The 24,114-nt window shown below is 70.2% G+C and carries 25 protein-coding genes; 13 read left to right on the forward strand and 12 right to left on the reverse strand.

From position 1 onward, the window contains the following. Positions 1-1,223, forward strand: a 1,223-nt coding sequence (locus ALA01S_RS11560; RefSeq protein WP_157118935.1) for a DUF4082 domain-containing protein, incomplete at its 5' end; no start/stop codon positions are given. A gap of 94 nt (positions 1,224-1,317) precedes the next feature. Here ALA01S_RS11560 and ALA01S_RS11565 read toward each other — a convergent pair. Beyond that, positions 1,318-2,061, reverse strand: coding sequence for a LamG domain-containing protein (locus ALA01S_RS11565; RefSeq protein ID WP_066336265.1), 744 nt, complete (start codon positions 2,059-2,061; stop codon positions 1,318-1,320). Positions 2,062-2,559: 498 nt separating this feature from the next. Between ALA01S_RS11565 and ALA01S_RS11570 the strand changes: the two genes are divergently transcribed. Beyond that, a complete protein-coding gene (locus tag ALA01S_RS11570) occupies positions 2,560-3,417 on the forward strand; it encodes a hypothetical protein (protein WP_157118936.1) in 858 nt (285 codons plus the stop codon). A gap of 180 nt (positions 3,418-3,597) precedes the next feature. On the opposite strand, the gene ALA01S_RS11575 is transcribed toward ALA01S_RS11570, so the two are convergent. Beyond that, positions 3,598-5,727, reverse strand: a complete 2,130-nt coding sequence (locus tag ALA01S_RS11575) for a transcriptional regulator (protein ID WP_238455772.1) — start codon at positions 5,725-5,727, stop codon at positions 3,598-3,600. 148 nt (positions 5,728-5,875) lie between these two features. On the opposite strand from ALA01S_RS11575, the gene ALA01S_RS11580 reads away from it, so the two are divergent. Continuing rightward, the gene (locus ALA01S_RS11580) at positions 5,876-6,724 is read left to right on the forward strand and encodes a class I SAM-dependent methyltransferase (RefSeq protein ID WP_066336278.1); all 849 of its coding nucleotides are present in this window, start codon (positions 5,876-5,878) and stop codon (positions 6,722-6,724) included. 107 nt (positions 6,725-6,831) lie between these two features. Here ALA01S_RS11580 and ALA01S_RS11585 read toward each other — a convergent pair whose 3' ends face one another. Then, positions 6,832-7,113, reverse strand: a complete 282-nt coding sequence (locus tag ALA01S_RS11585) for a hypothetical protein (protein ID WP_066336279.1) — start codon at positions 7,111-7,113, stop codon at positions 6,832-6,834. Positions 7,114-7,376: 263 nt separating this feature from the next. Here ALA01S_RS11585 and ALA01S_RS11590 point away from each other — a divergent pair, with 263 nt between their 5' ends. Continuing rightward, on the forward strand, positions 7,377-7,778 hold the full coding sequence (locus ALA01S_RS11590; protein WP_066336289.1) for a YXWGXW repeat-containing protein: 402 nt from the start codon (positions 7,377-7,379) through the stop codon (positions 7,776-7,778). A 34-nt stretch (positions 7,779-7,812) separates the two neighbouring features. Here the strand turns inward: ALA01S_RS11590 and alr are convergent, their stop codons facing one another. The 3 genes from alr to ALA01S_RS11605 form a co-directional block, all read right to left on the reverse strand. After that, complete coding sequence (alr, locus tag ALA01S_RS11595) at positions 7,813-8,934, reverse strand: alanine racemase (RefSeq protein WP_066336292.1); 1,122 nt, start codon at positions 8,932-8,934, stop codon at positions 7,813-7,815. A 25-nt stretch (positions 8,935-8,959) separates the two neighbouring features. Beyond that, entirely contained in the window at positions 8,960-10,369 is a 1,410-nt protein-coding gene (locus ALA01S_RS11600) for an amino acid permease (RefSeq protein ID WP_373862989.1), read from the reverse strand. Positions 10,370-10,570: 201 nt separating this feature from the next. After that, positions 10,571-11,887 carry a D-amino acid dehydrogenase gene (locus ALA01S_RS11605; RefSeq protein WP_373862990.1) on the reverse strand — a complete coding sequence of 439 codons (1,317 nt, stop codon included), beginning with the start codon at positions 11,885-11,887 and terminating at the stop codon, positions 10,571-10,573. A 255-nt stretch (positions 11,888-12,142) separates the two neighbouring features. Between ALA01S_RS11605 and ALA01S_RS11610 the strand changes: the two genes are divergently transcribed. From ALA01S_RS11610 to ALA01S_RS11620, 3 genes are all read left to right on the forward strand, one after another. Further along, on the forward strand, positions 12,143-13,687 hold the full coding sequence (locus ALA01S_RS11610; protein WP_066336298.1) for a sigma 54-interacting transcriptional regulator: 1,545 nt from the start codon (positions 12,143-12,145) through the stop codon (positions 13,685-13,687). A 318-nt stretch (positions 13,688-14,005) separates the two neighbouring features. Next, positions 14,006-14,665 carry a hypothetical protein gene (locus tag ALA01S_RS11615; RefSeq protein ID WP_066336300.1) on the forward strand — a complete coding sequence of 220 codons (660 nt, stop codon included), beginning with the start codon at positions 14,006-14,008 and terminating at the stop codon, positions 14,663-14,665. Positions 14,666-14,959: 294 nt separating this feature from the next. Then, complete coding sequence (locus ALA01S_RS11620; protein ID WP_066336303.1) at positions 14,960-15,187, forward strand: hypothetical protein; 228 nt, start codon at positions 14,960-14,962, stop codon at positions 15,185-15,187. A gap of 106 nt (positions 15,188-15,293) precedes the next feature. Here the strand turns inward: ALA01S_RS11620 and ALA01S_RS11625 are convergent, their stop codons facing one another. Continuing rightward, positions 15,294-15,491 (reverse strand): hypothetical protein, encoded by a 198-nt coding sequence (locus tag ALA01S_RS11625; protein ID WP_066336305.1) that lies wholly within the window; start codon positions 15,489-15,491, stop codon positions 15,294-15,296. Positions 15,492-15,675: 184 nt separating this feature from the next. Here ALA01S_RS11625 and ALA01S_RS32885 point away from each other — a divergent pair, with 184 nt between their 5' ends. Together ALA01S_RS32885 and ALA01S_RS11635 are read left to right on the forward strand one after the other, a co-directional pair. Further along, positions 15,676-16,290: a hypothetical protein gene (locus ALA01S_RS32885; protein WP_157118937.1), complete on the forward strand. Its 615-nt coding sequence runs from the start codon at positions 15,676-15,678 to the stop codon at positions 16,288-16,290. Between the two features lie 98 nt (positions 16,291-16,388). Then, entirely contained in the window at positions 16,389-17,066 is a 678-nt protein-coding gene (locus ALA01S_RS11635) for a hypothetical protein (RefSeq protein WP_066336309.1), read from the forward strand. Positions 17,067-17,091: 25 nt separating this feature from the next. On the opposite strand, the gene ALA01S_RS11640 is transcribed toward ALA01S_RS11635, so the two are convergent. The 4 genes from ALA01S_RS11640 to ALA01S_RS11655 all read right to left on the reverse strand — a co-directional run bounded on the left by ALA01S_RS11640 (position 17,092) and on the right by ALA01S_RS11655 (position 18,743). Beyond that, on the reverse strand, positions 17,092-17,391 hold the full coding sequence (locus tag ALA01S_RS11640; RefSeq protein ID WP_066336311.1) for a hypothetical protein: 300 nt from the start codon (positions 17,389-17,391) through the stop codon (positions 17,092-17,094). 100 nt (positions 17,392-17,491) lie between these two features. After that, positions 17,492-17,725 (reverse strand): hypothetical protein, encoded by a 234-nt coding sequence (locus tag ALA01S_RS11645; RefSeq protein ID WP_066336313.1) that lies wholly within the window; start codon positions 17,723-17,725, stop codon positions 17,492-17,494. Continuing rightward, entirely contained in the window at positions 17,722-18,282 is a 561-nt protein-coding gene (locus tag ALA01S_RS11650) for a hypothetical protein (protein WP_066336315.1), read from the reverse strand. The genes ALA01S_RS11645 and ALA01S_RS11650 overlap by 4 nt, the downstream gene beginning before the upstream one ends. A gap of 83 nt (positions 18,283-18,365) precedes the next feature. Beyond that, on the reverse strand, positions 18,366-18,743 hold the full coding sequence (locus ALA01S_RS11655) for a cupin domain-containing protein (RefSeq protein WP_066336319.1): 378 nt from the start codon (positions 18,741-18,743) through the stop codon (positions 18,366-18,368). Positions 18,744-18,889: 146 nt separating this feature from the next. On the opposite strand from ALA01S_RS11655, the gene ALA01S_RS11660 reads away from it, so the two are divergent. Further along, positions 18,890-19,801 (forward strand): LysR family transcriptional regulator, encoded by a 912-nt coding sequence (locus tag ALA01S_RS11660; protein WP_238455773.1) that lies wholly within the window; start codon positions 18,890-18,892, stop codon positions 19,799-19,801. Between the two features lie 304 nt (positions 19,802-20,105). Here ALA01S_RS11660 and ALA01S_RS11665 read toward each other — a convergent pair whose 3' ends face one another. After that, positions 20,106-20,735 (reverse strand): nucleoside/nucleotide kinase family protein, encoded by a 630-nt coding sequence (locus ALA01S_RS11665; RefSeq protein ID WP_066336326.1) that lies wholly within the window; start codon positions 20,733-20,735, stop codon positions 20,106-20,108. 227 nt (positions 20,736-20,962) lie between these two features. Here ALA01S_RS11665 and ALA01S_RS11670 point away from each other — a divergent pair, with 227 nt between their 5' ends. The 3 genes from ALA01S_RS11670 (at position 20,963) to ALA01S_RS11680 (ending at position 23,944) form a co-directional block, all read left to right on the forward strand. Continuing rightward, positions 20,963-21,577, forward strand: a complete 615-nt coding sequence (locus ALA01S_RS11670) for a TetR/AcrR family transcriptional regulator (RefSeq protein ID WP_084267458.1) — start codon at positions 20,963-20,965, stop codon at positions 21,575-21,577. Between the two features lie 115 nt (positions 21,578-21,692). Beyond that, positions 21,693-22,394, forward strand: coding sequence for an SDR family oxidoreductase (locus tag ALA01S_RS11675; RefSeq protein WP_066336332.1), 702 nt, complete (start codon positions 21,693-21,695; stop codon positions 22,392-22,394). 110 nt (positions 22,395-22,504) lie between these two features. Further along, positions 22,505-23,944, forward strand: coding sequence for an MFS transporter (locus ALA01S_RS11680; RefSeq protein WP_066336335.1), 1,440 nt, complete (start codon positions 22,505-22,507; stop codon positions 23,942-23,944). Positions 23,945-24,114: the final 170 nt, after the last annotated feature.

The raw sequence follows: 24,114 nt of genomic DNA on the forward strand, positions 1-24,114 counted from the left end.
CCGCCGTGGCCACGCGCGCCGCTTCCAACCAGTCGTCCTCGCTGCCCACGGGCGTGCTGGGCTACGAGTGGGACGCCGAGCTGGACAACGGCGCCCGCCCGCCGGGCCTGTTCCGGCTGTCGCAGACCAGCATCACCAGCAACGGCGCACTGCTGGACAACGGCTCCACCTTCGGCAACGGCACGGTCACGCACGCGCTGACGATGTACCGGCACGCCAGCGGCGCACGGGTGTTCGGCGCCGGCACCATCCAGTGGAGCTGGGGCCTGGACGCCACGCACGACCTGCCGCGCGGCGCCACCGCCACGGTGGACCAGAGCATGCAGCAGGCGACCGTGAACCTGTTCGCCGACATGGGCGTGCAGCCCGGCACGCTGCGCTCGCCGCTGACGGCGGCCACGCCGTCGGGCGACGCCACGGCACCGACCGTGACCATCACCGCCCCGGCCGCCGGTACCAGCGTCACCGTGGGCAGTACCGTGACCTTCACGGGCACCGCGGCCGACACCGGCGGCCAGGTCGCCGGCGTGGAGTACTCCACCGACGGCGGCAGCACCTGGCACCCGGCCACCGGCCGCGCCAGCTGGACCTTCAGCTGGAAGCCCACCGCCGCCGGCACGGCCAACGTGCTGGTGCGTGCGGTGGACGACAGCGGCAACATGCCGCTGCCGGGGTCGGCCTCCAGCCGCTCCATCACGGTGGCGGCGCTCAACTGCCCGTGCTCGGCCTGGCCGGCCACCGCCGCACCCGCCGTGGCCAATTCGACCGACACGCGCGTGCTCAACGTGGGCGTGAAGTTCCGTGTGGACGTCAACGGCTACATCAAGGGCATTCGCTTCTACAAGGGGCTGCTCAACACCGGCACGCACACCGGCGCGCTGTGGACCAGCGGCGGCACGCTGCTGGCCAGCGCCCCCTTCACGAACGAGACGCTCTCGGGCTGGCAGCAGGTCAACTTCACGACGCCCGTCGCCGTCACGGCCAATACGGTCTATGTCGCCTCCTATCGGGCTCCCCTGGGCCGTACTGCCGCCGACGTCAACTACTTCGCCAACACCGGCGTGGACCGGGGGCCGGTGCACCTGCTGCAAAACGGCATCAGCGGTGGCAATGGGGTGTTCACCGCCAACAACAACGGCAACAGCACCGCCGTGCGTTTCCCGAACACCACCACCAGCTCGACCAACTACTGGGTGGACGTCGTGTTCTCCACCACGCCGTGAGGCAGCGCCGGCAAGGGCGGGGCTGGAGGCCGAGCGCCAAAGGCGGCCCCGCCCGCGGCCCGCATCCACGCGGGCCTTGCCCGGCGCCCGCCGCTCAGTACAGCGCGGACGCCTTGATCCGCAGGATTTCGCCGGCGCTCAATGCCCGCCGGTAAACCCGCAGGTCGTCGATGCGGCCGTCGAAGTACGCCTCGCTGATGCCGGCGCCGGGCTTGACCTTGGCGCCGATGATCAGTGCCTCGGCATTGGCGCAGGTCGTGCCGCTGACGGGCAGCGTCTGGTCCAGCACGCCGTTGACGTAGATGCGCAAGGCCGTGCCGTCGTAGGTGCTGGCCACGTGCGTCCATTGCCGCTCGACGAGCGCCTTCTTGCTGTCGGCGTAGCGCCACTGGGCGCCCGGCTGGCCCATGCAGGCACCGAAGAAGGCGCCGGCGCGCAGGCGCCGGGTGTCGGTGCGTATGTTCATCCAGTAGGCGCCGGCCTTTTCCAGCACTTCCCAGCGCTCGTCGTGCACCTTGGGCAGGTAGCGCACCCAGGCCGCCAGCGTGTAGCGGTTGACGTCCAGCGGCGCCGCGTCCGGCACGCGGACGTATTGCTGCTGCGCGCTGTCAAAGGCAAACGCCTGTCCATGCGCGTGCAGGCTGGGCGCCTGCAACGGCGGCACCGGGTTGCCCACGGGCACGCCGTGCAGGCCGAAAGGCGAGCTGTCCGTGACCAGGCCCCCGTCCAGCCGCTCGAAGCCGTAGCCCAGCACCAGCCCGCTGGTGACGTCCGCCGCCAGCAGCGGCCAGGGCGCCGCCAGCAGCGCGGCGCCGCACGCCCACCCGCGCCACGGCACGGATCTCCAGCCGCAAGGGCTGTGCTTTGCCTGCGTCAACATCCCGCGCACCTCCGAAAACCAAGTGATTGCGAAGCCCAGCCGTGTTTCTGCACGAAGTTCCTGCCGGACCGGCCGCCGTGCATTCGGCGTCCATGCCCAATGGGCTGAAATTGGGTTTTCGCAAAATATTTTGAATGTCTCTTTGATTTTGTTCAAGCCGACGGCAGGTGTTTACCCCAAGAGAAATAAGAAGTGTCCGCTGACGTGCATTCCTTAAGACTATTTCCTATGCATGAAAAAATTACGTCTGACGATTGAGGCAATATGCAATTTGAAATATCAGTGATCGAATGTTTTTTTGAAAATCAAGTTTTATTGCGGCTATATTTCCGTGGCATTTTGGAGTGGGCGAGGCAGGCAGAAATCTCAGGGAGTCCAATGCGCGTTGCAGGCATGGCCGCATGTCTGTGGGTGCACACATCTCAACGCTTTTGATGTTTCCAGAAGGGGTGAAAAATGGCTGCATTATTCACGGTACGTCAAGGCATGCAAAAATTTCAGACGTTGATGGCGGGTGCCGCAGAAGTGGGTTTGTTGTTCGCGGGCAGCGTGGCGCTCACGGCAGCGTTTGCCCAGGTATCCGGGGGCGTGAGTAAATTGAGCAGCAGTGCATCCACCGCACCGCTGTATCAATTTCCCGGTGCGCCCAAGATCACGCTGTCCACGCATGGCAACATTCTTGTCTTCCAAACTTCCGCCGGGGCTGGTGGTGCATCGCACATGGCTGGTGAGGGCTACATCCTGTGCTATGGCGGCACGCAAGCGTTTGACAGGGCCAGCAGCGAAATAGGGTTTGCACCGCCGACCACGGCTTTTTGCTCCGGCAGTACCTGCACCGTGGTCCGCAACACCGTGGACAACATTTTTCAACTCAAGCAGGTCATCACCAAGAACAGCCCCGAGGAGCGTTCCATCAATATAGAGATGACGCTCAGGAATCTGCTGGGCGCTCCCGTCAGCGGCATCGTCCTGCGGCGGTTTGCCGATTTCGACGTGGACGCCTACGGCAGCGGCACGGGCAGCACCATCAACTGGTGGGGCGCTTCGGAATTCGACTCGGTCTATGCCTGGAATGCCGCCACCAATCACGTGGGCCCCGACAGCGCGATGCTGATGCGGCATTTGAAGAAAGTGCCGGGCACCATTCCTTATGGCGGCAAGGTCACGAATTGGTTTGACAATGCCTGCAGCCCCTTCAACCTGGCCAGCGGTTCATGGGCCCAGGGCGATTATGCCGCCACGATTCAATACAACATCGGCACCTTGGGCGGCGGCCAGAGCGCTGTCGTGAAAGTGCAATACCAGCGCAATTGATCTCTGTCGGCCAATTCCCCTGGGTATTGGGTAATTGGGTGATTGGGTATGGGAATTTGAATTTGTCGCGCCATACCAGGGTTTCTTTCCGCTGAATGGGGCCGCAGGCGCGGGCGTGCCGGGGGCAGAGTTTCTGCCGTTGCCCGTGAATGCTTTTGTGCCGGCCGTCGCCTCACGCTTTCAAGCCAGCCCTATGTCCGCCGCCACGCGCCGCAGCGTGGCGGCGGCTTCGGCCTCCATGAGAAAGGCGGCCAGAAAGCGCTCCACCGTGTAGCCGGGCCACTGGCGGTGCAGGGCCGCCACCAGGGCCACGGCCTCGGCCTGCCGCCCGGCCAGCGCCAGGCAGTGCGCGGCAATGGCCTGGATGTGCACGTGAGCGTTGGGCCGCGCCGCGGCGCGGCTGGCCCAATCGGCCGCCTCCTCGTGGCGGCCCAAGCGCATCAAGGCCAGCGCCCGCGTGGCCAGCATGGCGAACAGCATGGGGTCGTAGGGGCTGAGCGAGCGCGCCAGGTCCGAGGCGCGCAGCGCCGCCACCGGGTCGGCCGACTGCGCCTGGACGAAGGCCTGCGTGTAGTGGCCCAACGCGAAGTTGGGACTGAGCTCCACGCTGGCGTCCAGCGCCGCCAGGGCGGGCGCCACCTGTGCGCGCAGCCACAGCGCACGGCCCAGCGCCCAATGCGCGGCCGGGTCGCGGTCGTCGGCCATCAGCGCCTGCGAGGCGGCGCGGTAGGCCCGCTCCGTCGCGGCGGCGCGCTCGTCCCAGCCCAGGAAGGCATCCTGGAAGTGCGTGAACGACAGCCCCGCCCACGGCCGCGCAAAGCCCGGGTCCAGCCGCACTGCCGTCTCGAAGAAGTGCCGTGCCTGCGCGTTGTGCGCGTGGTCGAACCGCACCATGTGCCACAGGCCGCGGTGCAGCGCTTCCCAGGCGTTGAGCGACTGCGGAGCCTTCAGGATGGCGCGCTGGCGCTCGACGGCCTCCACCTGGCTGGCCACCGAGGCGACGATGCAGTTGCCCAACTCCTCCAGCACGCCCAAGGTGTCGCCCAACTGCGCGGCGAACAGCTCGGCCCACGCCACGCGCGCCGTGCGCGTCTCCACCAGTTGCGCATTCACCGCGATGCGGGCGCCCTCGCGCCGCACCGAGCCGCTGACCGTGTAGTCCACGTCCAGCGCGCGCGCGGCCTGCTCCATGTCCATGCCGCGCCGCCCAAGCGCGAAGGTCGTGGCCGAAGCGATCACGAACAGGCTGCGCAGCTTGGCCAGCCGCGTGGTCACGTCGTGCACCAGCCCGTCGGCCCAGCCGCCGCCCGCGTCCGCGCCCGCTGGCGCGCCGGCCGAGAAGTCGGCAAAGGGCATCACCGCGATGGAGGCGCGGCCCGGCCTGGCCTCGTGCAGCGCAACCGCCCCGGTGGCCGCCATGCCGCAACCCTCGTCCTCCGGGCCGGCCGGTGCCACCACCCGCCGCGCCGGCTGCGGCGGTGGCCCGCCCGCTGCCGCCGGCACGGCGTGGCGCGCCTTGGCCGCGCGCCAGGCGTGGCCCAGCGGCGCCCAATCCTGCGCCTCGGCCTCGAACATGCGGGCCGTGGCCGCCAGGTGCTCCTCGCCCTCGCGCAGCCGGCCGCGGCGGGCCAGCGCGTCCAACAGCGCCTCGTGGGCGCGGCGGTCGAAGGGCGCCACGTGGAGCCACTGCTCCAGCCGGCCCAGCGCCTCGCCGCTGCCGGGCTCCGCGCCCAATGCCAGCCGCTCCAGCAGCGCCGCGTGCGCGGCACGGAAGCGGCGGCGCTGGCCCAGCAGCCAGGCGCTCCAGGCCGCGCAGCGCGGGATGTCCAGGCCCTCCAGGAACTCGCCGCCGTCCAGCAGCGCCGCCAGCGCGCGCAGTTGGGCGGGGGAACAGCCCTCCAGCCCCGCCTGCACGGCGGCGTGCAGCGCCAGCGCGTCCACTTGGGCGCCGCGCAGGTCCAGGCGCAGCGCGTCGCCCTCGGCCAGCAGCCGTGCGTGGCCGGCCTCGTCCAGCAGCGCGCGGGCCTTGCTCAGGCACCAGCGCAGCTCGCCGCGCGGGTCGTTGGGCGTGTCCCAGAGCAGCTCGCGCAGGTGGCCGCGCGACACGGCGCGGCCGGACATCGCCAGGTAGGCCACCAGCGCGCGCACCTTGCGCGAACGCGGCAGCGCCACGGGCTCCCCGCCGCGCCAGAGGGCCAGGGCGCCAAGCAGGCACAGGCGCAGCGGGGCCGGCCCGCCATCGAGGCGGGATGCGGCTTGCGCTTCATCGCCCATCGCCACGCCTCCATCCACGGCTGCGGCTCGCGGCATTGCGCACGCCGTTCACCGCGGCACTTTCCACGGTACTTCCCACGCCCGGCGCCACGCGGTTTCCCATGCGGCACCTGGACAGTGGCGGCTGCCGGCGCCGCAGCGCGCCGGCCTTCGACACGCCAAGCCCACGACCGGAGAACACGCCATGTCCGCATTGTCCGCCTCCATCCCCGCATCCAACCCCACGCCCGCCGTGGACCTGGCCGCCGTCAAGGCGCGCCAGCGCCTGGCCTGGGCCGCGGGCGACTACGCCGTCATCGGCACCACGCTGCAAATCGTGGGTGAGGCGCTGTGCGAGGCGCTGGACCTGCACGGCGGCGAGCGCGTGCTGGACGTGGCCGCCGGCAACGGCAACGCCTCACTGGCCGCAGCGCGGCGTTGGTGCGAAGTGACGTCCACCGACTACGTCCCCGCGCTGCTGGAGCGCGGCCGCGAGCGTGCCGCCGCCGAGCGGCTGCAGATCGCGTTCCAGGAGGCCGATGCCGAGGCGCTTCCGTTTGCCGACGCCAGCTTCGACGCCGTGCTCTCCACCTTCGGCGCCATGTTCGCCCCCGACGCGCCGCGCGTGGCCGCCGAGCTGCTGCGCGTGTGCCGTCCCGGCGGACGCATAGGCATGGCCAACTGGACGCCCACCGGCTTCATCGGCCAGCTCTTCAAGACCCTGGGCCGCCACGTGCCGCCGCCCGCGGGCATGGCTTCGCCCGCGCTGTGGGGCACGCGCGAGCGCATTCAGGACTGTTTCGGCGCCCACGCCAGTGCCATCGCCACGCCGGCGCGGCACTTCGTGTTCCGCTACCGCTCGCCGCAGCACATGCTTGACGTCTTCCGCAGCTTCTACGGCCCCGTGCACAAGGCGTTCGGCGCGCTGGACGAGGCGGGGCAGCAGGCCCTGGCCAACGATCTGCTGGACCTCTTCGGCCAGTTCAACACCGCCCGCGACGGCACCCTGGCCGCGCCCGGCGAGTACCTGGAGGTGGTGGTCACCCGGCGCTGACTTGAATTCGGCTCGAAAAAAAAGATGCCGGCGGCAACCCCCTTGGCGGACGGCCATGCGCATCTGCGCTGTCCGCAAGGGTGGCCGGCGCCGGCCTGGGCCAGGCCTTACTGGGCCGTCTTGGGCGCGGCTTCGGTGGTCTTCTCAGCCGCGTCGGCCTTCTTGGCGTGCTTGGTGCTTTCCTTGTGGGTCTTCTTGTGCTCGGCCTTGTGCGTGGTCTTGTGCTCCATCTTGCTTGCGTGCGCATCGGCCTTGGCCGGGGCCGACGCGGCAGCGGCCGGGGTGGCCGGCGTCGCGGGCGTGGCCGGAGTGGCGGGAGCCTGGGCGAAGCTGAAGGCGGCGGCGCTCGTCAGCACGGTGGCGGTCAGCAGGGACTTGATGGTGCTCATGGTCATTCCTTCACATCGGACTCGCTTGCGCTCCGAGTCCATCGAGCCGGTCCGGCTTGAAGCGGACTTGCAGCCTCCAACGAAGCCCCAGGGCACGCCGTTGACCCATCGTTTGGACCTTAAGCCTGGCCTAAGTGACCGCAAACGTGCTGAAACGTCCGGCTGCACATCGTGTCGGCGCCGCAGAGGGCTGCGCCGTTGAAGCCTGGTGCGGCCGGCCCGGGTACGGCGATCACGCCGCGGGCCGGCTGCCAGGAGCAGCCATGATTGATGACGTTCCCAATCCCCACGATGCACGGCGCCGGCGCTGCCTGCAGGCCGTGTCGGTGATGGCGCTGGCCGCGCTGGTGGCTTCCTGCGCCACCGTGGCGCCCGCGCCGCCGCCGCGCGTGGCCTACCGCGAGATGCCGCCGCCGCAGGCCGAGGTCGTGCCGCCGCCCCCGGCCGCGGGCCTGTACTGGGTGCCGGGCCACTGGGTGTGGCACGACGGCGGCTGGCGCTGGATGGCGGGCCACTACGTGTCCACGCCCGTGCCGCCCATGCCCGCGCCCGCGCAGGAGGTGGTGCCGGTTGCGCCCGCACCCGGCTACGTGTGGGTGCGCGGGCACTGGCGCTGGGGGCCTGCCGGCTGGGTCTGGGTGCGGGGCTTCTGGGTGCCGCGCTGAGGCGGGCGGCGCAACGCCCGCGCAGGGCGGCGGCTCAAGCCGTCCCGGGCTCGCCCACGTAGCGGCGCGCGTAGCGCTGGCCCAGGCTGGTGAGGACCTCGTAGCCTATGGTGCCCGCTTGGGCGGCCACGGTGTCCACGTCCTGCTGCTCGTTGATGAGGTCCACCAGCGCGCCCGGCTGCAGCGCGCCGGCGGGCACGGCGCTGGCGTCCAGCGTGATGGTGTCCATGGAGACCTTGCCCACCAGCGGCAGCAGGGTGCCGTTGAACCAGGCCGCGCCGCGGTTGCTCAGCGCGCGCAGCCAGCCGTCGGCATAGCCCACCGACACGGTGGCGATGCGCGTGGGCTGGCCGCAGCGCCAGCTGTGGCCGTAGCCCACGGGCGTGCCGGGCTCGATGTCGCGCGTCTGCATCACCTTGCCCTGCAGCCGCACGACCGGGCGCAGCGGGTTGCTGGCGCCCGCCACCGGTGCGATGCCGTACAGCGCCGCGCCGGGGCGCACGAGGTCGAAGTGGTAGTCGTCGCCCAGGAAGATGGCCGACGAGTTGGCAAAGCTCGCGGGCGCCGCGGGCAGCAGGCGGCGCGCGGCTCGGAAGCGCTGCAACTGCTCGCGGTTGGCGGGGTTAGCCTGGTCCTCGGCGCAGGCCAGGTGGCTCATCACGCCGGCCACGCGGATGCCCGCCAGCGACGGCGCATCGGCCGCGACGGCCTGCAACTCCACCGGCGACAGGCCCAGCCGCGCCATGCCGGAGTCCACCTGCACGAAGGCGGGCAGCTCGCGGTCCAGCCGCCGCGCCAGGGCGCGCCAGCCGGCGATCTGCGCCGCGCTGTTGAGCACGGGCACGATGCCGCGGCGCTCGAACTCGGCTTCCGTGCCCGGCGTCGGGCCGTGCAGGACGAGCACCGCGGCGTGCGCGGGCAGCGCGGGCTTGAGCGCCAGTGCCTCGTCCAGGTGGGCGACGAAGAAGGTGCGGCAGCCCGCGGCGGCCAGCGCGGGCGCCACGCGCGTGGCGCCCAGGCCGTAGGCGTCGGCCTTGACGACCGCGGCGCATTGCGCCGCGCCCACCGCGGCCTGGAGGCTGCGCCAGTTGTCGCAGATCGCGCCCACGTCGATGGTCAGCAGGGCGCCGGCGCGGGAGGTGTCGTGGTCAGTCATGGTGGGTCGTCCCGTGGTGTGAGGCTCAGCGGCTGGCGCCGCGCATGATGGAGGGCACCACTTCCACGCCCGCGCTCCGGGTGAAACGGTAGCCCACGGCCAGCAGCGCGAACCACAGGGGCGCGACGTACAGCGCCACGCGGGTCTGCGGGTCCAGGCCCAGCAGGCCGAAGGCCACGACCATGAAGGCCACCACGATCCAGTTGACCACCGGCGCGCCCGGCATGCGGAAGGCCACGGCGCGGGCCTGGCGGGCGGCCACGGCTTTGCGGTAGCCCAGGTGGGCGATCATGATGATGGACCAGGTCCACAGCGCGCTCACCAGCGACACGCTGGTGATCCAGATGAAGGCCTCTTCAGGCACCACGTAGTTGAGCACCACGCCCGCGCCCATGAGCAGCGCCGAGAAGGTGATGGCCGCCGAGGGCACGTGGTTGCGGTTGACGCGGCCGAAGGCGCGCGGCGCCTGGCCGAACTGCGCCAGCGTGTAGAGCATGCGCCCGGTGCTGAAGATGCCGCTGTTGCACGAGGACGCGGCCGCCGTGATGACCACGAAGTTCACGACGCTGGCGGCGCCGGGAATGCCCATCTTCTCGAACAGGAACACGAAGGGGCTGACGCCGGGCTTGAGCTCGGTCCAGGGCACCAGCGACATCATGATGACCAGCGCGCCGATGTAGAAGATCAGGATGCGCCACACCACGCCGTTGGTGGCGCGCGGCAGCACCTGCTCGGGGTTCTGCGCCTCGCCGGCCGTCACGCCAATGAGCTCCACGCCCTGGAAGGCGAACATCACCATCTGCAGCGTGAGCGCCACGCCCAGCACGCCAAAGGGCATGAAGCCCTGGTGCGACCACAGGTTGGAGAAGCTCGCGGTGGGCGCCAGCGGCGTGACGCCGAAGAACAGCACGGCCAGGCCTATGCCGATCATGGCCACCAGCATCACCACCTTGATCAGCGCGAACCAGAACTCCAGCTCGCCGAAAACCGCCACCGTGATGCGGTTGGCGAAATACAGCACCAACAGCGTGGTGAGGGCCGGCAGCCACTGCGGGATGTCCGGGAACCAGTAGTGCACGTACATGGCCACGGCGGTGATCTCGGCCATGCCGATGGTGACCCACATGAACCAGTAGGACCAGCCCGTGGCAAAGCCCGCGAAGGGGCCGACGAATTCCTCGGCGTAGGAGGCGAAGGAGCCGGACACGGGGCGGTACATCAACAGCTCGCCCAGGGCGCGCATGATGAAGAAGATGATGGCGCCACCCACCGCGTAGCTCAGTATCAGCGCCGGCCCCGAGATGCTGATGGCGCGCCCGGCGCCCAGGAACAGGCCCACGCCGATGGCGCCGCCCAGGGCGATCATCTGGATGTGCCGGTTCTTCAGCCCGCGGTGGAAATCGTGTTCCTCGTGGCGTCGTTCCGCCGCGAGCATGGTGTCCAGTTTCGTCACGCTTGTCGTCTCCTGTGTGGTGTCAAAGCCCGGGCTTGAAGCCCGCGCCCCTGCCGTGCGGTTGAGTCCGCTTCTTCTTGTGTCTTGTGTCTTGCGGCTTGAAAAGCCGAGCCCGGCCCAACCGCGGCGAGCGCGGGAGCCGGAGCGCCGAAAGCGGCGTTTAATGGGTGGTCAGGCGCGCGCTCAGGCGTTGGAGCCGGCCGTTTGCAGCCGTGCCGGCGTGGCGCGGCCCCGGCTGTAGCGCTCGATGCCCAACCCTTCCATGCTGATCTCGGGCTCGCGCCCGCTGATGAGGTCGGCCATCACGCGGCCGGTGCCGGCCGCCATGGTCCAGCCCAGCGTGCCGTGGCCGGTGCTGAGCATGAGGTTGCCGTAGGGCGTGGCGCCCACGATGGGCGTGCCGTCCGGCGTCATGGGCCGCAGACCGGTCCAGAACTCGGCGCGCGAGACGTCGCCGCCGCGCGGGAAGAGGTCGCTCACCACGAACTCCAGCGTGCGGCGGCGGGCCTCATAAAGGTTGAGGTCGAAACCCGAGAGCTGCGCCGTGCCGCCCACGCGGATGCGGTCGCCCAGGCGCGTCACGGCCACCTTGTGCGTCTCGTCCATTACGGTGGATTCCGGCGACGCCGACGCGTCCGTGATGGGCACGGTGATGGAGAAGCCCTTGACCGGGTACACCGGCACGTCCAGGCCCAGCGGCTTGAGCAGCTTGGGCGAGTAGCTGCCCAGCGCCACCACGTAGCGGTCGGCGCGCAGCACGCCCGCGGCGGTGCGCACGCCGGTGATGCGGTCGCCCGCGAAATCCAGGCCCTGGATGTCCACGTTGTAGCGGAACTGCGCGCCCAGCAACTGCGCCATGATCGCCAGCGACTGCGTGAACTTGAAGCAGTCGCCCGTCTCGTCGCCGGGCAGGCGCAGCGCGCCCACGAATTTGTGCTGCGTTTCGGCCAGACCGGGCTCGATGTTCACGAAGCCGGCGCGGTCCAGCACTTCAAAGGGCACGCCGTACTGCTTGAGGATCTCGATGTCCTGCGCCGTGGCGTCCATCTGCTTTTGCGTGCGAAAGAGCTGCAGCGTGCCTTGGGCGCGGTCGTCGTACTGGATGCCCGTCTCGTCGCGCAGCGCCCGCAGGCAGTCGCGGCTGTACTCGGCCAGGCGCACCATGCGGCTCTTGTTGACGGCGTAGGCCGCTTGCGTGCAGTTGCCCAGCATCTTGAGCATCCAGCGCCACAGGGCCGGGTCCAGCGAGGGCTTGACCACCAGCGGGCGGTGGTGCATCAGCAGCCACTTGATGGCCTTGAGCGGCACGCCCGGGCCGGCCCAGGGCGAGGAATAGCCGGGCGACACCTCGCCGGCGTTGGCGAAGCTGGTTTCTAGGCCCGCACCGGGCTGGCGGTCCACCACCGTCACCTCGTGGCCGCTGCGGGCCAGGTAGTACGCCACCGAGGTACCGATCACACCACTGCCAAGCACCACCACACGCATGTCGTTCACCCTGATCTGGAGCGCACCACGGCGGCACGCGATACGAGCCCTATCGCAACGCCTGTGCCAACTCCAATAAATTCCAATAAATTCAATGAAATCAAAGGCTTACGTGAATCTGCGGGGAATTTCTGCCCGAAGTTTGTATTGATTTCAATACGGCTGCGGCGTGACCTGCATCACGCATGTCCCGACAAGCCTTGAGCGACAAGCACTTAGCGACTTCGTATCGAAAGCTTTACACTGTCATGAAATGAATACAGGTGCTGTGTGCGCATAGACGTCGCCATTGCCGACCGGGTCGGCATCGCCCATGAAATCCTGGCGCAGCTTGCGCGGCGGGCGCTCAACGTCTCGGCGGTGGAGGTGGAGCCGCCGCACGTCTACATCGAGGCGCCAGCGCTGGATGCCGCGGGGCTGGAGGAGCTGCGCAGCGACCTCCTGCGCATCGCGGGCGTGGAGAGCGTGGACGTGCTGGCCATGATGCCCGGCGCGCGCCGCCGCCTGTACCTGGACGCGCTGCTGGCCTCGCAGGAGGACCCGGTGCTGGCCGTGGACGCGGCGGGCCTGGTCGTGGTGGCCAACGCCGCGGCCGTGGCCGCCAGCGGGCTGCCGGAGCAGCGGCTGGTGGGCCTGTCGCTCAAGGCGCTGATCAACGACGCGGCGCTGGTGGACGCGCTCATTGCCAACGGCTACAGGCTGCCGGTGAGCGAGGTGCTCATCAACGGCGAGCCTTTCCTGTTCGAGAGCGTGGCGCTGCAGGAGGAGGGCGGCGGCATGGTGGCCGGCGCGGTGCTCACGCTGCACGCGCCGCACCGCTTGGGCGAGCGCTTGAGCGCGCTGCAGAACTACGGCAGCGCGGGCGGCTTCGAATCCATCCTGGGCGAATCGCCCGCCATTCGCCAGCTCAGGCAGCGCGCGGCGCGCATGGCGCAGGTGGACGCGCCGCTGCTCATCCACGGCGAGACGGGCACGGGCAAGGAGCTGCTGGCGCATGCCTGCCACGCCGGCAGCCGGCGGCGCGAGCAGCCCTTCTTTGCGCTCAACTGCGCGGCGCTGCCGGAAAGCCTGGCCGAGAGCGAGCTGTTCGGCTACGCGCCGGGCGCCTTCACGGGCGCCTTGCGCGGCGGCAAGCCGGGGCTGCTGGAGCTGGCCGACGGCGGCACGGTGTTCCTGGACGAGGTGGGGGAAATGTCGCCCTACCTGCAGGCCAAGCTGCTGCGCTTTCTCAACGACGGCAGCTTCAGGCGCGTGGGGGGCGACCGCGAGCTCAAGGCGGACGTGCGCATCGTCAGCGCCACGCACCGCGCGCTGGAGCAGATGGTGGCCGCGGGCAGCTTCCGGCAGGACCTGCTTTTCCGCCTGGACGTGCTGCACCTGCAGGTGCCGCCGCTGCGCGAGCGCACCGAGGACATCGTCCCGCTGGCCGAGGTGTTCCTGGCCCGCGCCTGCGCGCAGACCGGCCGCGCCACGGCGCGGCTCACGGCCGCGGCACGCGCGGCGCTGCTGGCCAACCCGTGGCCGGGCAACCTGCGGCAGTTGCAAAACGTCATCTTCCGTGCCGTGACCATGAGCGAGGCTGCGCTCATCGACGTGGGCGACCTGGAGCTGGCCGGCGCCGAGGCGGGCACACGCGCGGCGCCCCGTGCCGAGGAAGTGCAGTCGCTGGACGAGGCCGTGTGCGGTTACGAGAAGGCGCTGTTGCAGCGCCTGTACCCGCAATACCCGTCCACGCGGCGCCTGGCCGAGCGCTTGAAGACCTCGCACTCGGCCATCGCGCAGCGGCTGCGCAAGTACGGCATAGGCGCGGCCTGAGCCGCCTGTCGGGCCGCTGCGGGGCTCAGGCCGCGGCGGCGACGCTGTGCCACTGGCCGTCCGGCCGTTGCAGCACGCAACGCTCGCGCGGGGCCTCTATGAAGACGCTCAGCCGCTGCGGCGTGTGGCGCAGGTCGCTGCCGTTTGTTGTGTGAGCAACTGGGCTTGGAGCTGCAGGGTGCGCGCAGCGCCGGAGCCGAGGCGCGGGGCCTGTGCTTTGCCGCGCGGCGGGCAGGGGGCGTGCAGGCCGCAGGACGTATCCTTCCCGGCCCATCAACATGCGAAGGCGCCGCCCCGGGCGCGAGAAGGAAGCAATTCATGGACGACCAAGCAGCAGCCGGCTTCTGGCAAACGGTGCGCGAGCAGGCCGATGCGCTGCGGGCACCGCTGTCGACCTCGCCGGACGAGGCGGGCTGGGACGACGTGGTCGCGCAGGTCGGCGCGGCCATGGAGGTGCTGGAAGCGGCCGTGCGCGAGGTGGACGAGCGCTTGGGCGTGGAAGCGACGCAGGCGCAGGACGCCGGCAACGTGCAACTGGCCATCACCTGCGGCTGCAACGTGGAGGCGATGGACGAGGTGCTGGCGCTGGTCGCTGCCGCGCCGGCGCTGCCCCCGGGCCTGAGCGCCGTGGCCTTCAAGCAGCCCGTGCCCGCGGAAGTGATCTCCGGCTTCGGCAACATGGAGTTCGCGGGCCAGGAGGTTGCGTTCGACGCGGTGCGCTTCATCGCCCGCCCGGCCGAGTCCGGCAACGGCCGCTACGACATCGTGTGCTTCGCTCCCAGCCGGGTGGAAACGCCTTTCGACGAAGGCGTGCCGGGTTCCATGGCCGTGCAGATGGTGCTGGGCATGGGCATAGGCGAGCTCAAGCTGATGACGCGCATCGGCCAGATCGGCGTGGTGCTCACCGACGAGCCGCCGCAAGGCGCCATGACCTCCTGGGAGCTCAACCAGGTCATGGACGAGCACAAGGTCCATTGAGACGTGTGCGCGGCATGCGGCGGGCGTTCGCCCGCTGCCGCCGCCCGTGATGGGTGATGGCCGCCCGTGCCGGGGCCGCGTCCGCAACGCTCACTTGCCCACGCAACGTTCAACACCACGTTCACAACCGTTTGTTTGTTGATTGACTTAACAATGCTCGTTATGTCAATTCACGTGGGCTGTGCATGCTTGGCGGCGTGCGCTCCAAGCGATGAGATCTTTACGTTTTGACCGGCCTTGAAAAGGCTGCTGCGTGGCACAAGGTAGGAGGTTTACCCCTGCATCCTTCAGCACATGCCCGTTCGAGAAACCGACACCAAGACGACGATCTCCCATGACGGCTTGCGGTACACGGCCAGGGTGCCGGGTTCGCTGTTCGGTCCGGTGGCGCTGGGTGGGCGGCTGACGATGATGTCGTGCTTCAAGTGCGGCCGTCACAAGCCCATGTCCGCGCTGGCAACCAAGCGCATCCTGGGCCGCAACGAGAAGGTATGCGCCCAGGGCTGCCGCTCGGACAAGTAAGCGCCGTTGCCGGCTCAACTTGAAGCCGGCGCGGCTTGGATGCTGCCTGGGCGGGCGCCGAAGGCGCCGTGGTACGGCTTGCAGGCCCGGTGCGGGCCCAAGCTGTTCAGTGCGTGTCGCTGCAGCGGTACAGCGGCCTGGGCACGCCGGCCGTGTAGCGCTCGCGCAAGGCAAAGATCTCGTGCCGCGCCTGCGCTAGGGTCACCTCGCCGCGCGCAGCCCGCCGTTCGAGGTCGGCCAGCGCCAATTCGTATTCCGGATGGTGGCCGCCATGGCAGCCGGAGGAGATCGAGGTGGTATCCATTGCGTCAACAGCAGGGTTACGGAATGGCCTGGGCCATGCACTGACAAACGGCACCGACAAAAACCACTTGGACGGTGCCACGGTGCCGACTCGAAGCAATTGACGTTCCAAGCAGCTGGTTCACATCGTAGAGGTCGCGGCAATTGGCGTCTTGGCGGTTTTACCCTGACTTGACGACAGTTGAATGCAGAAGATTTCACGTTTGCCGGCGGCTGGTTTGCCGAATCCAAGCATGTCCACACTGAGAAAACTTCCCTCCCGCCTGAAAACCTGCGTGTACGAGCTTTCCCGATTGCGTACCGCCTTGTGTACCTTGGAGGAGCAACTTGCCCACGCACGCGATAGGGTCATGGCCTGCGATGGAGCAGCCAAGAAAGAGTTACTGCCTATCTCCGAACACCTGGACGGGGCCATTGCCCACTTGAAAACCCTGGTGAACGCGCGCGGAGAAAACGCCCAAGCGCTGGCGCGTGCGCATTTCGCCAAGGCTGGCCTGGCCGAGGGCGCCGTTGTCACCCTCACCTATCCGGTTTACGGGCTGCGACGCGCCGCGGTGTTCGACGAGGAACGGCTGCCGCGCAAGCTCAAGGACGTCACGCTCAAGGTCGAAGGCTTCACGGTCGAGCATGTGCGCGGCAAGACGGAGGTGGTGTTGGGCGTCAGCGGCCACCTGGTCGTGGACGGCAAGCCGTCCAAGGAGGCAGGTACCTTTTGCCTGCACCCGGGCTGTCCGGTGGAGGTGATCAAGCCCGCGCCGGCCAAGGATGTGCCGCTGCTGCCCGCCCCAGCCGCGGACTGAAGCACCGTGGCCGGCGTGAATAGCGCACGGCCGCAGGCCGGGCGAGCGGGCCGCCGAGCCGCGCTCCCTGAAAATCCCGGCCAAGCAGGAGAAGTTGAATGAGCAAGCATGGAACGTTGGCCAGGACCAAGGCGGCCAGGTTCTGGACCGTGGTCCAGGGCCAGGTGAAGGATTTACTGACGACGGCGCAGCGCCTGGGCGACCCGGCCACGCACGAAGCCGCGACGCAGCGGCTGTATGAGCTCGCACCCGCGCTGGGCAAAGCCGCACGGCAGTTCCACCGCGAGCTCAGCGTGGAGTTCAATCCCATCTCGCCGCCGCCGGGCAGCCGGCTGGAGATCCTCGTCACTTGCGACGGCAACGGCGCGGGCATGGAAGCGGTGCAGGAGCTCGTGGCGCTGGCGCCGGCCCTGCCCGCCGGGCTGAACGTGCGCGCCTTCCGTCCGCCCATGCCGCCGGAAGTGATCGAAGCGTCCGAGGTGGAGGTCGCCGGCAAGAAGGTGAAGCTGGCCGACATGCGCTACAGCGCCACGCCCAGCGCGCAGCACCCCGGCCGCTTCGACATCCTGTGCTGGGCCCCGTGGCAGGCCGCCACACCGGACGACCGCGGCAACCCGGGCTCGGTGGTCGCCATGCTGGCCCTGGGCCATGGCGTGGGCGAGGAGCGGCTGCTGGCCAAGGTGGGCGAGGTGCGCATCGAGCTGACCTTCCAGCCCGCGGCCCAAGGCCTGCGCAGTTGGGAGCTGATCCCGCTGCTGGACCAGGCGTCGGCCTGAGGTCCGGCCGCCGGCGCCGCGGGGTTCAGCGCCGCAGCCGGTAGCTGCGCGTGAGGGGCCGGCCGTCCAGGCCGCGGCTGCGGCCCTCGCGCGGCGTCCAGCCCAGCTCGCCCAATAGCTCGAACACCCGTATGGCCTCGACCAGCCGCGTGGTTTCCACCACGCGCATGAGCAGGCCGCGCTCGTCTTCTATGCCTATGCGTATGGCGCGCGCCTCGGGGTCGGCGGGCGGGCGGCGCAGCTCAAGGCCTTCCAGGCGGCGCCACAGCTCCAGGCAGGCTGGAGAAACGGCGCGGTCCAGGGCTGGGGTGGAGAGGGCGTGCATCGTCGCGGTGCGTTGGTTGAACAAAACGCAACGAACGCAAGGTCGGTGCCCAAGCACACAGGGATTTCCCCAGGAACTTTGAAAAACCGTTGCCGCGCCGCTACTCGTCCCTGTTCAAGGGCCCATTGAACCCCGGCGCGAAGCTCCAGAACAGGCGCATCCATGCCTGCGTGAAGGTCCATACGGCGGACCACGGATGCGCCCACGGCGCCACTGCCCACGGCGGCGCGTCGCTGTGTTCGAAATCCGGCCGCCAGGACGAACACGCCGGCTCCAGCAGCACCAGGGCGAGCTTTTTGCGCATGGCGATGTCCCGCTGCGGTGCGTGCGTCATGGCGCTGCGGGCGGCTGAGCGCCGTGGCCCTGTGGGTGGTCGTGAGGGCCGGATTGGTGATCGTGGCCGGCCATCGCATGCGGACCGTGGTCGCTGAGCTGCGCGTCGAACCAGGCATGCACCGCGGACGCCAGCGTGGCGTCGGCCGCGCGGTAGCGCAGCTCGGCGCCGCCCGGGACGTCGCGGTACTCCACGGACAGCCGCCCGGCGGGCGCCTGCCGCAGCGCGGCCAGGCCCGGCATGGCCTCGCCGTGGATGTGCGCCGGCCCCGAGAAATCGCCCTGCCGGAAGCGCTCGTGCAACTCGCGCAGGTGCTCGCGCACCAGCCGCACCTGCGTGGCGTTGGCCTCGTCGCGCGCCACCACGCGCTGCACGCCGCCGTCTTCCAGCTTGGTGAACACATGCACCGTGGCCTGCAGGTCGAACGGCATCACCTGGGTGCCGCGGCGCGCCACCTCATGCAGGCGCTCGGCGCTGGCGCTTTGCTGCGCCTGCGCCGGCAGCGCCGTGGCGGCAGCCGCAAGGCACAGCGCCGGGGCCCAACGGATCTTGAGCATGCAATGTTTCCTTCTCTGAAGCGGGCCGGCGCGTGCGCCCGCCCGGCGGGGCGCAAGTGTGCAACAGGCGCGGCGGCTTTTCTTCAACTGCGCCAGGGCAGCGCGATGGGCTGCCCGTCGGCCAGCCGCGTGTCCACGGGCGTTGCGGCGAACACGGCTAGCAGCTCCAGCGGCGCCTGCCCGCTGTTGAGCAGTTGATGCACGCGCTGCCTGGGCAGCAGCACCGTGCTGTTTGGGCCGAAGGGAATCACCTGCCCCTCGGTGACCAACTCGCCGTGGCCGGCCAAGCAGAAGACGATCTCGTCGCACTCGTGCTGGTGCGCCGGTGTGGCCGCCCCCGGCGACAGGGACTGGCGCCAGACGGAGAGCTGCTGCAGCCCGTCCCGATGGCCCGCCCAAGTGGCGTGGGCGATGCCGGGCAGGCCGCAGGCTTGAGGCGGGGTTTGAGCGAGGACGGTCATGGCGGTGTCTCCAGGGTCAGTGGCAGGGTTTCGAACGGTCCGTGGCGCCTTGGACGGTGTGAAGTCTGCGCAGCCGCCAGGCGTTGCGGAAGTGCAGGCCCCGGCACAACACTGAGGACGTTTTGTCGTCAATGGTGAGGACAGCCATGTCCATGCACGGCCTGCAGCAGTACGTCGCTTTCGCGGAGACCGCGCGCCACGGCAGCTTTGCCGCGGCGGCGCGCACGCTGGGCACGGTGCCCTCCGCGCTGGCCAAGGCCGTGGCGCGGCTGGAGGTGGAGTTGGGCGTGCGGCTGTTCCACCGCACCACGCGCCAGGTCACGCTCACGGCCGATGGCGAGCGGCTGTACGCGCAGTGCCTGCGGCTGCTGGCCGAGGTGGAGGCGCTCAAGGCACAGGCGTCCGGCACGCGCCTGGAGCCTGCGGGCACGCTGCGCGTGGACCTGCCCATCTTCTACGGCAAGCACGTGGTCATGCCGGTGCTGGCGCGGCTGGTGCAGCGCTGCCCCGACCTGCGGCTGGACGTGCGGCTGCAGGACGGCTACGTGGACCTGGTGCAGGAAGGCATAGACCTCGCCGTGCGCGTGGGCCACCTGGACGACTCCTCGCTCGTGGCCCGCCCCATGGACGAGCAGCAGCTCGTCCTGTGCGCCAGCCCGCCCTATCTGGCCGCGCATGGCACGCCGACGGACGTGGCGGCCCTCGCCTCGCACCGCGCCATTGCCTTTCGCATGCCCACCAGCGGCCGGCACAGGCCGTGGCAGTTCCTGGAAGGCAGCGTGGCTGTGGAGATGGCGCCGCCCAACGTGGTGGCGCGCGTCAACGACGGCGAAGGCATGGTCGAAGCAGCCCGCCTGGGTTTGGGCCTGTGCCAGGTGCCGGATTACATGGCCGCCGCGGCCCTGGCCCGCGGCGAGTTGGTGGAGGTGCTGGCCGACCGGCGCCCCGCGCCCATGCCCATCAGCGTCGTCCACGCCGGAGGACGGCTGCTGCCGGCGCGCGTGCGCGTCGCGCTGGATGCGTTGACGGCGCTGCACACGCCCGGTGCGGTGGGCTGAACACCGCTCAACCCATGGCGTTGGCGCGCCAAACAGGCTCTTTACAACATACACGTGATACTGAACGCACCAAGGTCGCTGACGTTTGACGCCGTCCCCCTGCCGTCCTGAGCCGCGCTGTTGGAGTGGGGACAAGGGAGAAAAAGGAAATCAGAAGCAGCCGGCTTGTCAAAACCGGGGTTGGGTCAATGCTGTTGGTGTTGCATTACACGTGTATGTTGTTACTTAGGTAGGCATAGGGGCTCCATCAAAAGCCAGCACCCGGCAGCATCAACGCCCACAGCCCCAGCTCGCCGCGTTGCCCTCAAGGCCAGCACAGAAGCCAGTGCGCCCGCGCGCGGCTCTGCGCCACCAGCCGCGCGTTGGGCGCGTCCGTGGACAGCACCCACTGCCGCGCCGCCGCCGGGCTGCGTCCGAAGGCCTCATGCCGGCGGCACAGGCGCTCCACGCGCTGCGCGTCGTCGCCGTCCAGATACCAGGCCTCGTCCAGCAACGGCACCACCTCCCGCCAGTGCGGCGCCTCCAGCAGCAGGTAGTTGCCCTCCGTGATGACCAGCGGCAGCGACGGCGGCACGGCAATAGACCCTGCCACGGGCTCCTCGATCTCGCGCCGGAAGGCCGGCGCATACACCGTCTCATCCGCCACCGGCTGGCGCAGGCGGCGCAGCAACGCCACGTAGCCGGCGCTGTCGAAGGTGTCCGGCGCCCCCTTCCTGTGAGCGCGGCCCAAGCGCTCCAACTCGGCTTGCGCCAAGTGAAACCCGTCCATGGGCACCACCACCGCCCGCCCCGGCAAGGCCTCGGCCAGGGCCTGCGCCAGCGTGGACTTGCCACCCCCCGGCGGCGCGGCGATGCCCAGCAGCCGGCGTCCCCCGGACTGCGCCAGCGTCCGCGCGCGCTCCAGCGCGGCCGGCGGCACGGTGATGGCCGTCATGCGTCGCCTCCCGGACGTCGGCGGCCCGCCGCCCGCCACGCCAGCGCGCGGCCTGCACGCTCAAACCGCCCAGCCGCCACGCCGTGGCGATCCCGCTTCCGTCCTGCCTGCTTCATGCCGCCCTTCATGCGCCAGCCCTGGCGAGCGGACAGCGTAGCGAGCCGCTTGCCCCATCCGCCCGCGGGGTAAATATGACGATCATCATATTTTTGGCTACATTGGAGCCCATGGAACGCCAACCGACCCGCAAGCAACTGACTCACGAGCGCATCGTCGAGACCGCCGCACGCGCCATACGCCGTGCCGGTTTCCATGGGGTCGGGGTGGCGGACATCATGAAAGAGGCCGGCCTGACCCACGGCGGCTTCTACGCCCATTTCGCCTCGCGCGACGCCCTGCTGGCCGAGGCGCTGGAGCGCGCCGGCAGCGAAAGCGCCGCCCGCCTGGCCCGCTCCACCGAAGCCCACCCGGCGCAGGCGGCCAACCCCTTGCGCGCGCTGGTGGAGAGCTACCTGTCCGATGCCCACCTGGCCGGCACCGAGCGCGGCTGCCCCGTGGCCGCGCTGGCGGGCGAGATGCCGCGCCAGGCGCCCGCCGTGCGCGAAGCCGCCGCCCAACGCGTGCGCGGCCTGCTGGCCGCCGCACAGCGTGCCTTGCCACAGGGCGCGCCCGCGGGCAGCGCGGAAGCCGTCGCCAGCCAGCTCGTGGGCGCGCTGCAACTGGCCCGCGCCCTGGGCGACAACGACGAGGGCCGCGCCCTGCTCGCGCACACCCGCGCAGCCCTGCTCGCCCAGTACGAACAGCCGTCCGAACAGCCGCCGGCCCAGGCCGCCGTGGACTGACCCTTTCCCGCGCGCCGCAGGCTGCGGCCGCCCTGTTGGCTCGCCCCAAAATATGATGATCATCATATTCAAGGCGTTTTCCCTGATCTCTGATTCCACCCGACGAGGACCCGACATGAAGCTCGACAACGCCACCGTCCTGATCACCGGCGCCAACCGCGGCATAGGCCTGGCCTTCGCCCGCGAGGCGCTCCAGCGCGGCGCGCGCCGCGTCTATGCCGGTGCCCGCGACCCGGCCAGCGTCACCCTGGCCGGCGTGGAGCCCGTGCGGCTGGACGTCACCAGCCCCGAGGACGTGGCCGCCGCCGCGCGCCGCTTGGGCGACGTCACGCTGCTCATCAACAACGCCGGCGTGGCCGAGCTGGGCCCTTTCCTGGCCGAGGACGGCGAGGCCTCGGCGCGTCGGCAGATGGAGGTCAACTACTACGGCCCGCTGCGCCTGGCCCGCGCCTTCGCCCCCATGCTGGCCGCCAACGGCGGCGGCGGCCTGCTGAACGTGCTGTCGGTGGCGAGCTGGGTGCACGGCATGGACCTGGCCGTCTACGGCGCCACCAAGGCTGCGGCCTGGGCCCTGACCAACGGCCTGCGCCACGAGCTGCGCGCCCAGGGCACGCAGGTGCTGGCGCTGCACATGGGCTTCGTGGACACGGACCTCGTCCACGCCGTGCAGGCCCCCAAGTCCCGCCCCGAGGACATCGTCGCCCGCGCTCTGGACGCGCTGGAATCCGGCGCCGAAGAGGTGCTGGCCGACGAGTTCACCCGCCAGGTCAAGCAGGGCCTGTCGGCCGAGCGCGGCATCTACCTGCAGCCGCTGTGAGGCGCGCGGGCCGGCGTCGCCACGCCGGTCCGTGCCCTTGTCCGTGCCTTTGTGCGCCCGGCGCTTTCGCCGGCGCTGGCCACGCCCCACCGCTGCTCCTGGAGCCCGCCATGACGCCCCATGCCCCCGGCGCGCAAGCCGCCGCCGTGCCCCTTGCCGCATCGCCCGCCGCCGCGCGCACCGCGCTGCCCTGGCCCGTGTTCTGGATTGCCAGCGTGGCCGTGTTCCTGGTGTCGCTGGACAGCACCATGCTGTTCGCCGCCTTCGCCGCGCTGCGCCAGGCGTTCCCCGGCGTGTCGGCGGCCGAGCTGTCCTGGGTGCTCAACGCGTACACGGTGGTGTTCGCGGCCATGCTCATCCCGGCGGGCGGGCTGGCCGACACGCACGGGCGCAAGCGCGTCTTCATGGTGGGCGTGGCGCTGTTCCTGGCCGCCTCGGCCGCCTGCGGGCTGGCCGGCGACGTGCAGTGGCTGATTGCCGCGCGCGTGCTGCAGGCCGTGGGCGCGGCGCTGCTCACGCCGGCCTCGCTGTCCATCGTCCTGGCCGCCTTTCCCGTGGAAAAGCGCGCCGTGGTGGTGAGCCTGTGGGGTGCCGTGGGCGGGCTGGCCGCGGCGGTCGGGCCCAGCTTGGGCGCTTTCGTGGTGGACGGCGCGGGCTGGCCCTGGGCCTTCTACCTGAACCTGCCCGTGGGCGGCCTGGCGCTGTGGTTCGCCGCCTCGCGCCTCCCGGCCTCGGCACGCGGTGAAAAGCGCCAGCGCGTGGACGGCGTGGGCATGGCGCTGCTGATGCTGGCCGTGGGCGCGGTGGCGCTGGGCATCGTGCAAGCCGACGCACCGCACTGGAGCCGGGCCGACGTGGCGGCTTGCCTGCTCACCGGCGCGGTGGCGCTGGCGAGCTTCATCGCTTGGGCACGGCACACGCCGGCGCCGCTGGTGGACCTGAAGCTGTTCCAGCACCGCAGCTACCGCTGGGTGAACCTGGCGACGCTGGCCTTCGGCACGGCCTTCGCGATGATGTTTTTCGGCGTCTTCTTCTATCTCACGGCGCTGTGGCACTACCCGCTGCCGCGGGCCGGGCTGGCCATCACGCCGGGGCCGCTGCTGGTGATGCCCACGGCGCTGGTGGGCGGGCGGCTGGCCGCGCGCCTGGGCCACAGGCCGCTGCTGCTGGCCGGCGCAGGGCTGTTCGCGGCCAGCGGGCTGTGGTTCTGGATCGTCCCGGGCATGGAGCCGGCCTACCTCACGCAATGGCTGCCCGGGCTGGTGCTCAGCGGCTTGGGCGTTGGGCTGGTGCTGCCGTCGCTTTCAGCCGCGGCGGTGAGCCGGCTGCCGCCCGCGCACTACGCCGTGGGCAGCGCGGTGAACCAGGCCACGCGCCAGGTCGGCTCGGTGTTGGGCGTGGCGCTGACGGTACTGCTGGTGGGCGCGGCCGGCGTGCAGCGCGCGGATTTCAGCCTGCTCTACGGCGGCTACGTGGCGCTGGCGCTGCTCACGGCGCTGTGCAGCCTGCCGGTGGACACGCGCCCGCCCAGGGCGCCCGCGCGGGATTGAGCTTTAAACGGCGCCTGCATGCGAGCACACGGGGCACGCGCGGCGCTGTCCACGCCTGCCTCTTTTTTGGGCAGAGGCGGCACACCCCTGGCCCATCAAGCACTTAGGCGTGCCGCGCGCAGCCGCCCCACAGACTTGTCCACAGCGGCGGGGGGTAAGTGCGGGGCAGG

Origin of the sequence: Azohydromonas lata NBRC 102462, from assembly GCF_001571085.1 — a bacterium.
GTDB classification, from domain to species: Bacteria; Pseudomonadota; Gammaproteobacteria; order Burkholderiales; family Burkholderiaceae_C; genus Azohydromonas; species Azohydromonas lata.

Excerpts from the sequence above, each read along its gene's own strand:
- ALA01S_RS32885 (WP_157118937.1), top strand. The coding sequence starts at position 15,676 with ATGCAGAAGATTTCACGTTTGCCGGCGGCTGGTTTGCCGAATCCAAGC.
- ALA01S_RS11635 (WP_066336309.1), top strand. The coding sequence starts at position 16,389 with ATGAGCAAGCATGGAACGTTGGCCAGGACCAAGGCGGCCAGGTTCTGG.
- ALA01S_RS11665 (WP_066336326.1), bottom strand. The coding sequence starts at position 20,735 with ATGACGGCCATCACCGTGCCGCCGGCCGCGCTGGAGCGCGCGCGGACG.
- alr (WP_066336292.1), bottom strand. The coding sequence starts at position 8,934 with ATGACTGACCACGACACCTCCCGCGCCGGCGCCCTGCTGACCATCGAC.
- ALA01S_RS11660 (WP_238455773.1), top strand. The coding sequence starts at position 18,890 with ATGTCCATGCACGGCCTGCAGCAGTACGTCGCTTTCGCGGAGACCGCG.
- ALA01S_RS11675 (WP_066336332.1), top strand. The coding sequence starts at position 21,693 with ATGAAGCTCGACAACGCCACCGTCCTGATCACCGGCGCCAACCGCGGC.
- ALA01S_RS11570 (WP_157118936.1), top strand. The coding sequence starts at position 2,560 with ATGGCTGCATTATTCACGGTACGTCAAGGCATGCAAAAATTTCAGACG.
- ALA01S_RS11670 (WP_084267458.1), top strand. The coding sequence starts at position 20,963 with ATGGAACGCCAACCGACCCGCAAGCAACTGACTCACGAGCGCATCGTC.
- ALA01S_RS11615 (WP_066336300.1), top strand. The coding sequence starts at position 14,006 with ATGGACGACCAAGCAGCAGCCGGCTTCTGGCAAACGGTGCGCGAGCAG.
- ALA01S_RS11600 (WP_373862989.1), bottom strand. The coding sequence starts at position 10,369 with ATGCTCGCGGCGGAACGACGCCACGAGGAACACGATTTCCACCGCGGG.
- ALA01S_RS11590 (WP_066336289.1), top strand. The coding sequence starts at position 7,377 with ATGATTGATGACGTTCCCAATCCCCACGATGCACGGCGCCGGCGCTGC.
- ALA01S_RS11655 (WP_066336319.1), bottom strand. The coding sequence starts at position 18,743 with ATGACCGTCCTCGCTCAAACCCCGCCTCAAGCCTGCGGCCTGCCCGGC.
- ALA01S_RS11580 (WP_066336278.1), top strand. The coding sequence starts at position 5,876 with ATGTCCGCATTGTCCGCCTCCATCCCCGCATCCAACCCCACGCCCGCC.
- ALA01S_RS11585 (WP_066336279.1), bottom strand. The coding sequence starts at position 7,113 with ATGAGCACCATCAAGTCCCTGCTGACCGCCACCGTGCTGACGAGCGCC.
- ALA01S_RS11645 (WP_066336313.1), bottom strand. The coding sequence starts at position 17,725 with ATGACGCACGCACCGCAGCGGGACATCGCCATGCGCAAAAAGCTCGCC.
- ALA01S_RS11640 (WP_066336311.1), bottom strand. The coding sequence starts at position 17,391 with ATGCACGCCCTCTCCACCCCAGCCCTGGACCGCGCCGTTTCTCCAGCC.
- ALA01S_RS11625 (WP_066336305.1), bottom strand. The coding sequence starts at position 15,491 with ATGGATACCACCTCGATCTCCTCCGGCTGCCATGGCGGCCACCATCCG.
- ALA01S_RS11680 (WP_066336335.1), top strand. The coding sequence starts at position 22,505 with ATGACGCCCCATGCCCCCGGCGCGCAAGCCGCCGCCGTGCCCCTTGCC.
- ALA01S_RS11575 (WP_238455772.1), bottom strand. The coding sequence starts at position 5,727 with ATGCCGCGAGCCGCAGCCGTGGATGGAGGCGTGGCGATGGGCGATGAA.
- ALA01S_RS11620 (WP_066336303.1), top strand. The coding sequence starts at position 14,960 with ATGCCCGTTCGAGAAACCGACACCAAGACGACGATCTCCCATGACGGC.
- ALA01S_RS11650 (WP_066336315.1), bottom strand. The coding sequence starts at position 18,282 with ATGCTCAAGATCCGTTGGGCCCCGGCGCTGTGCCTTGCGGCTGCCGCC.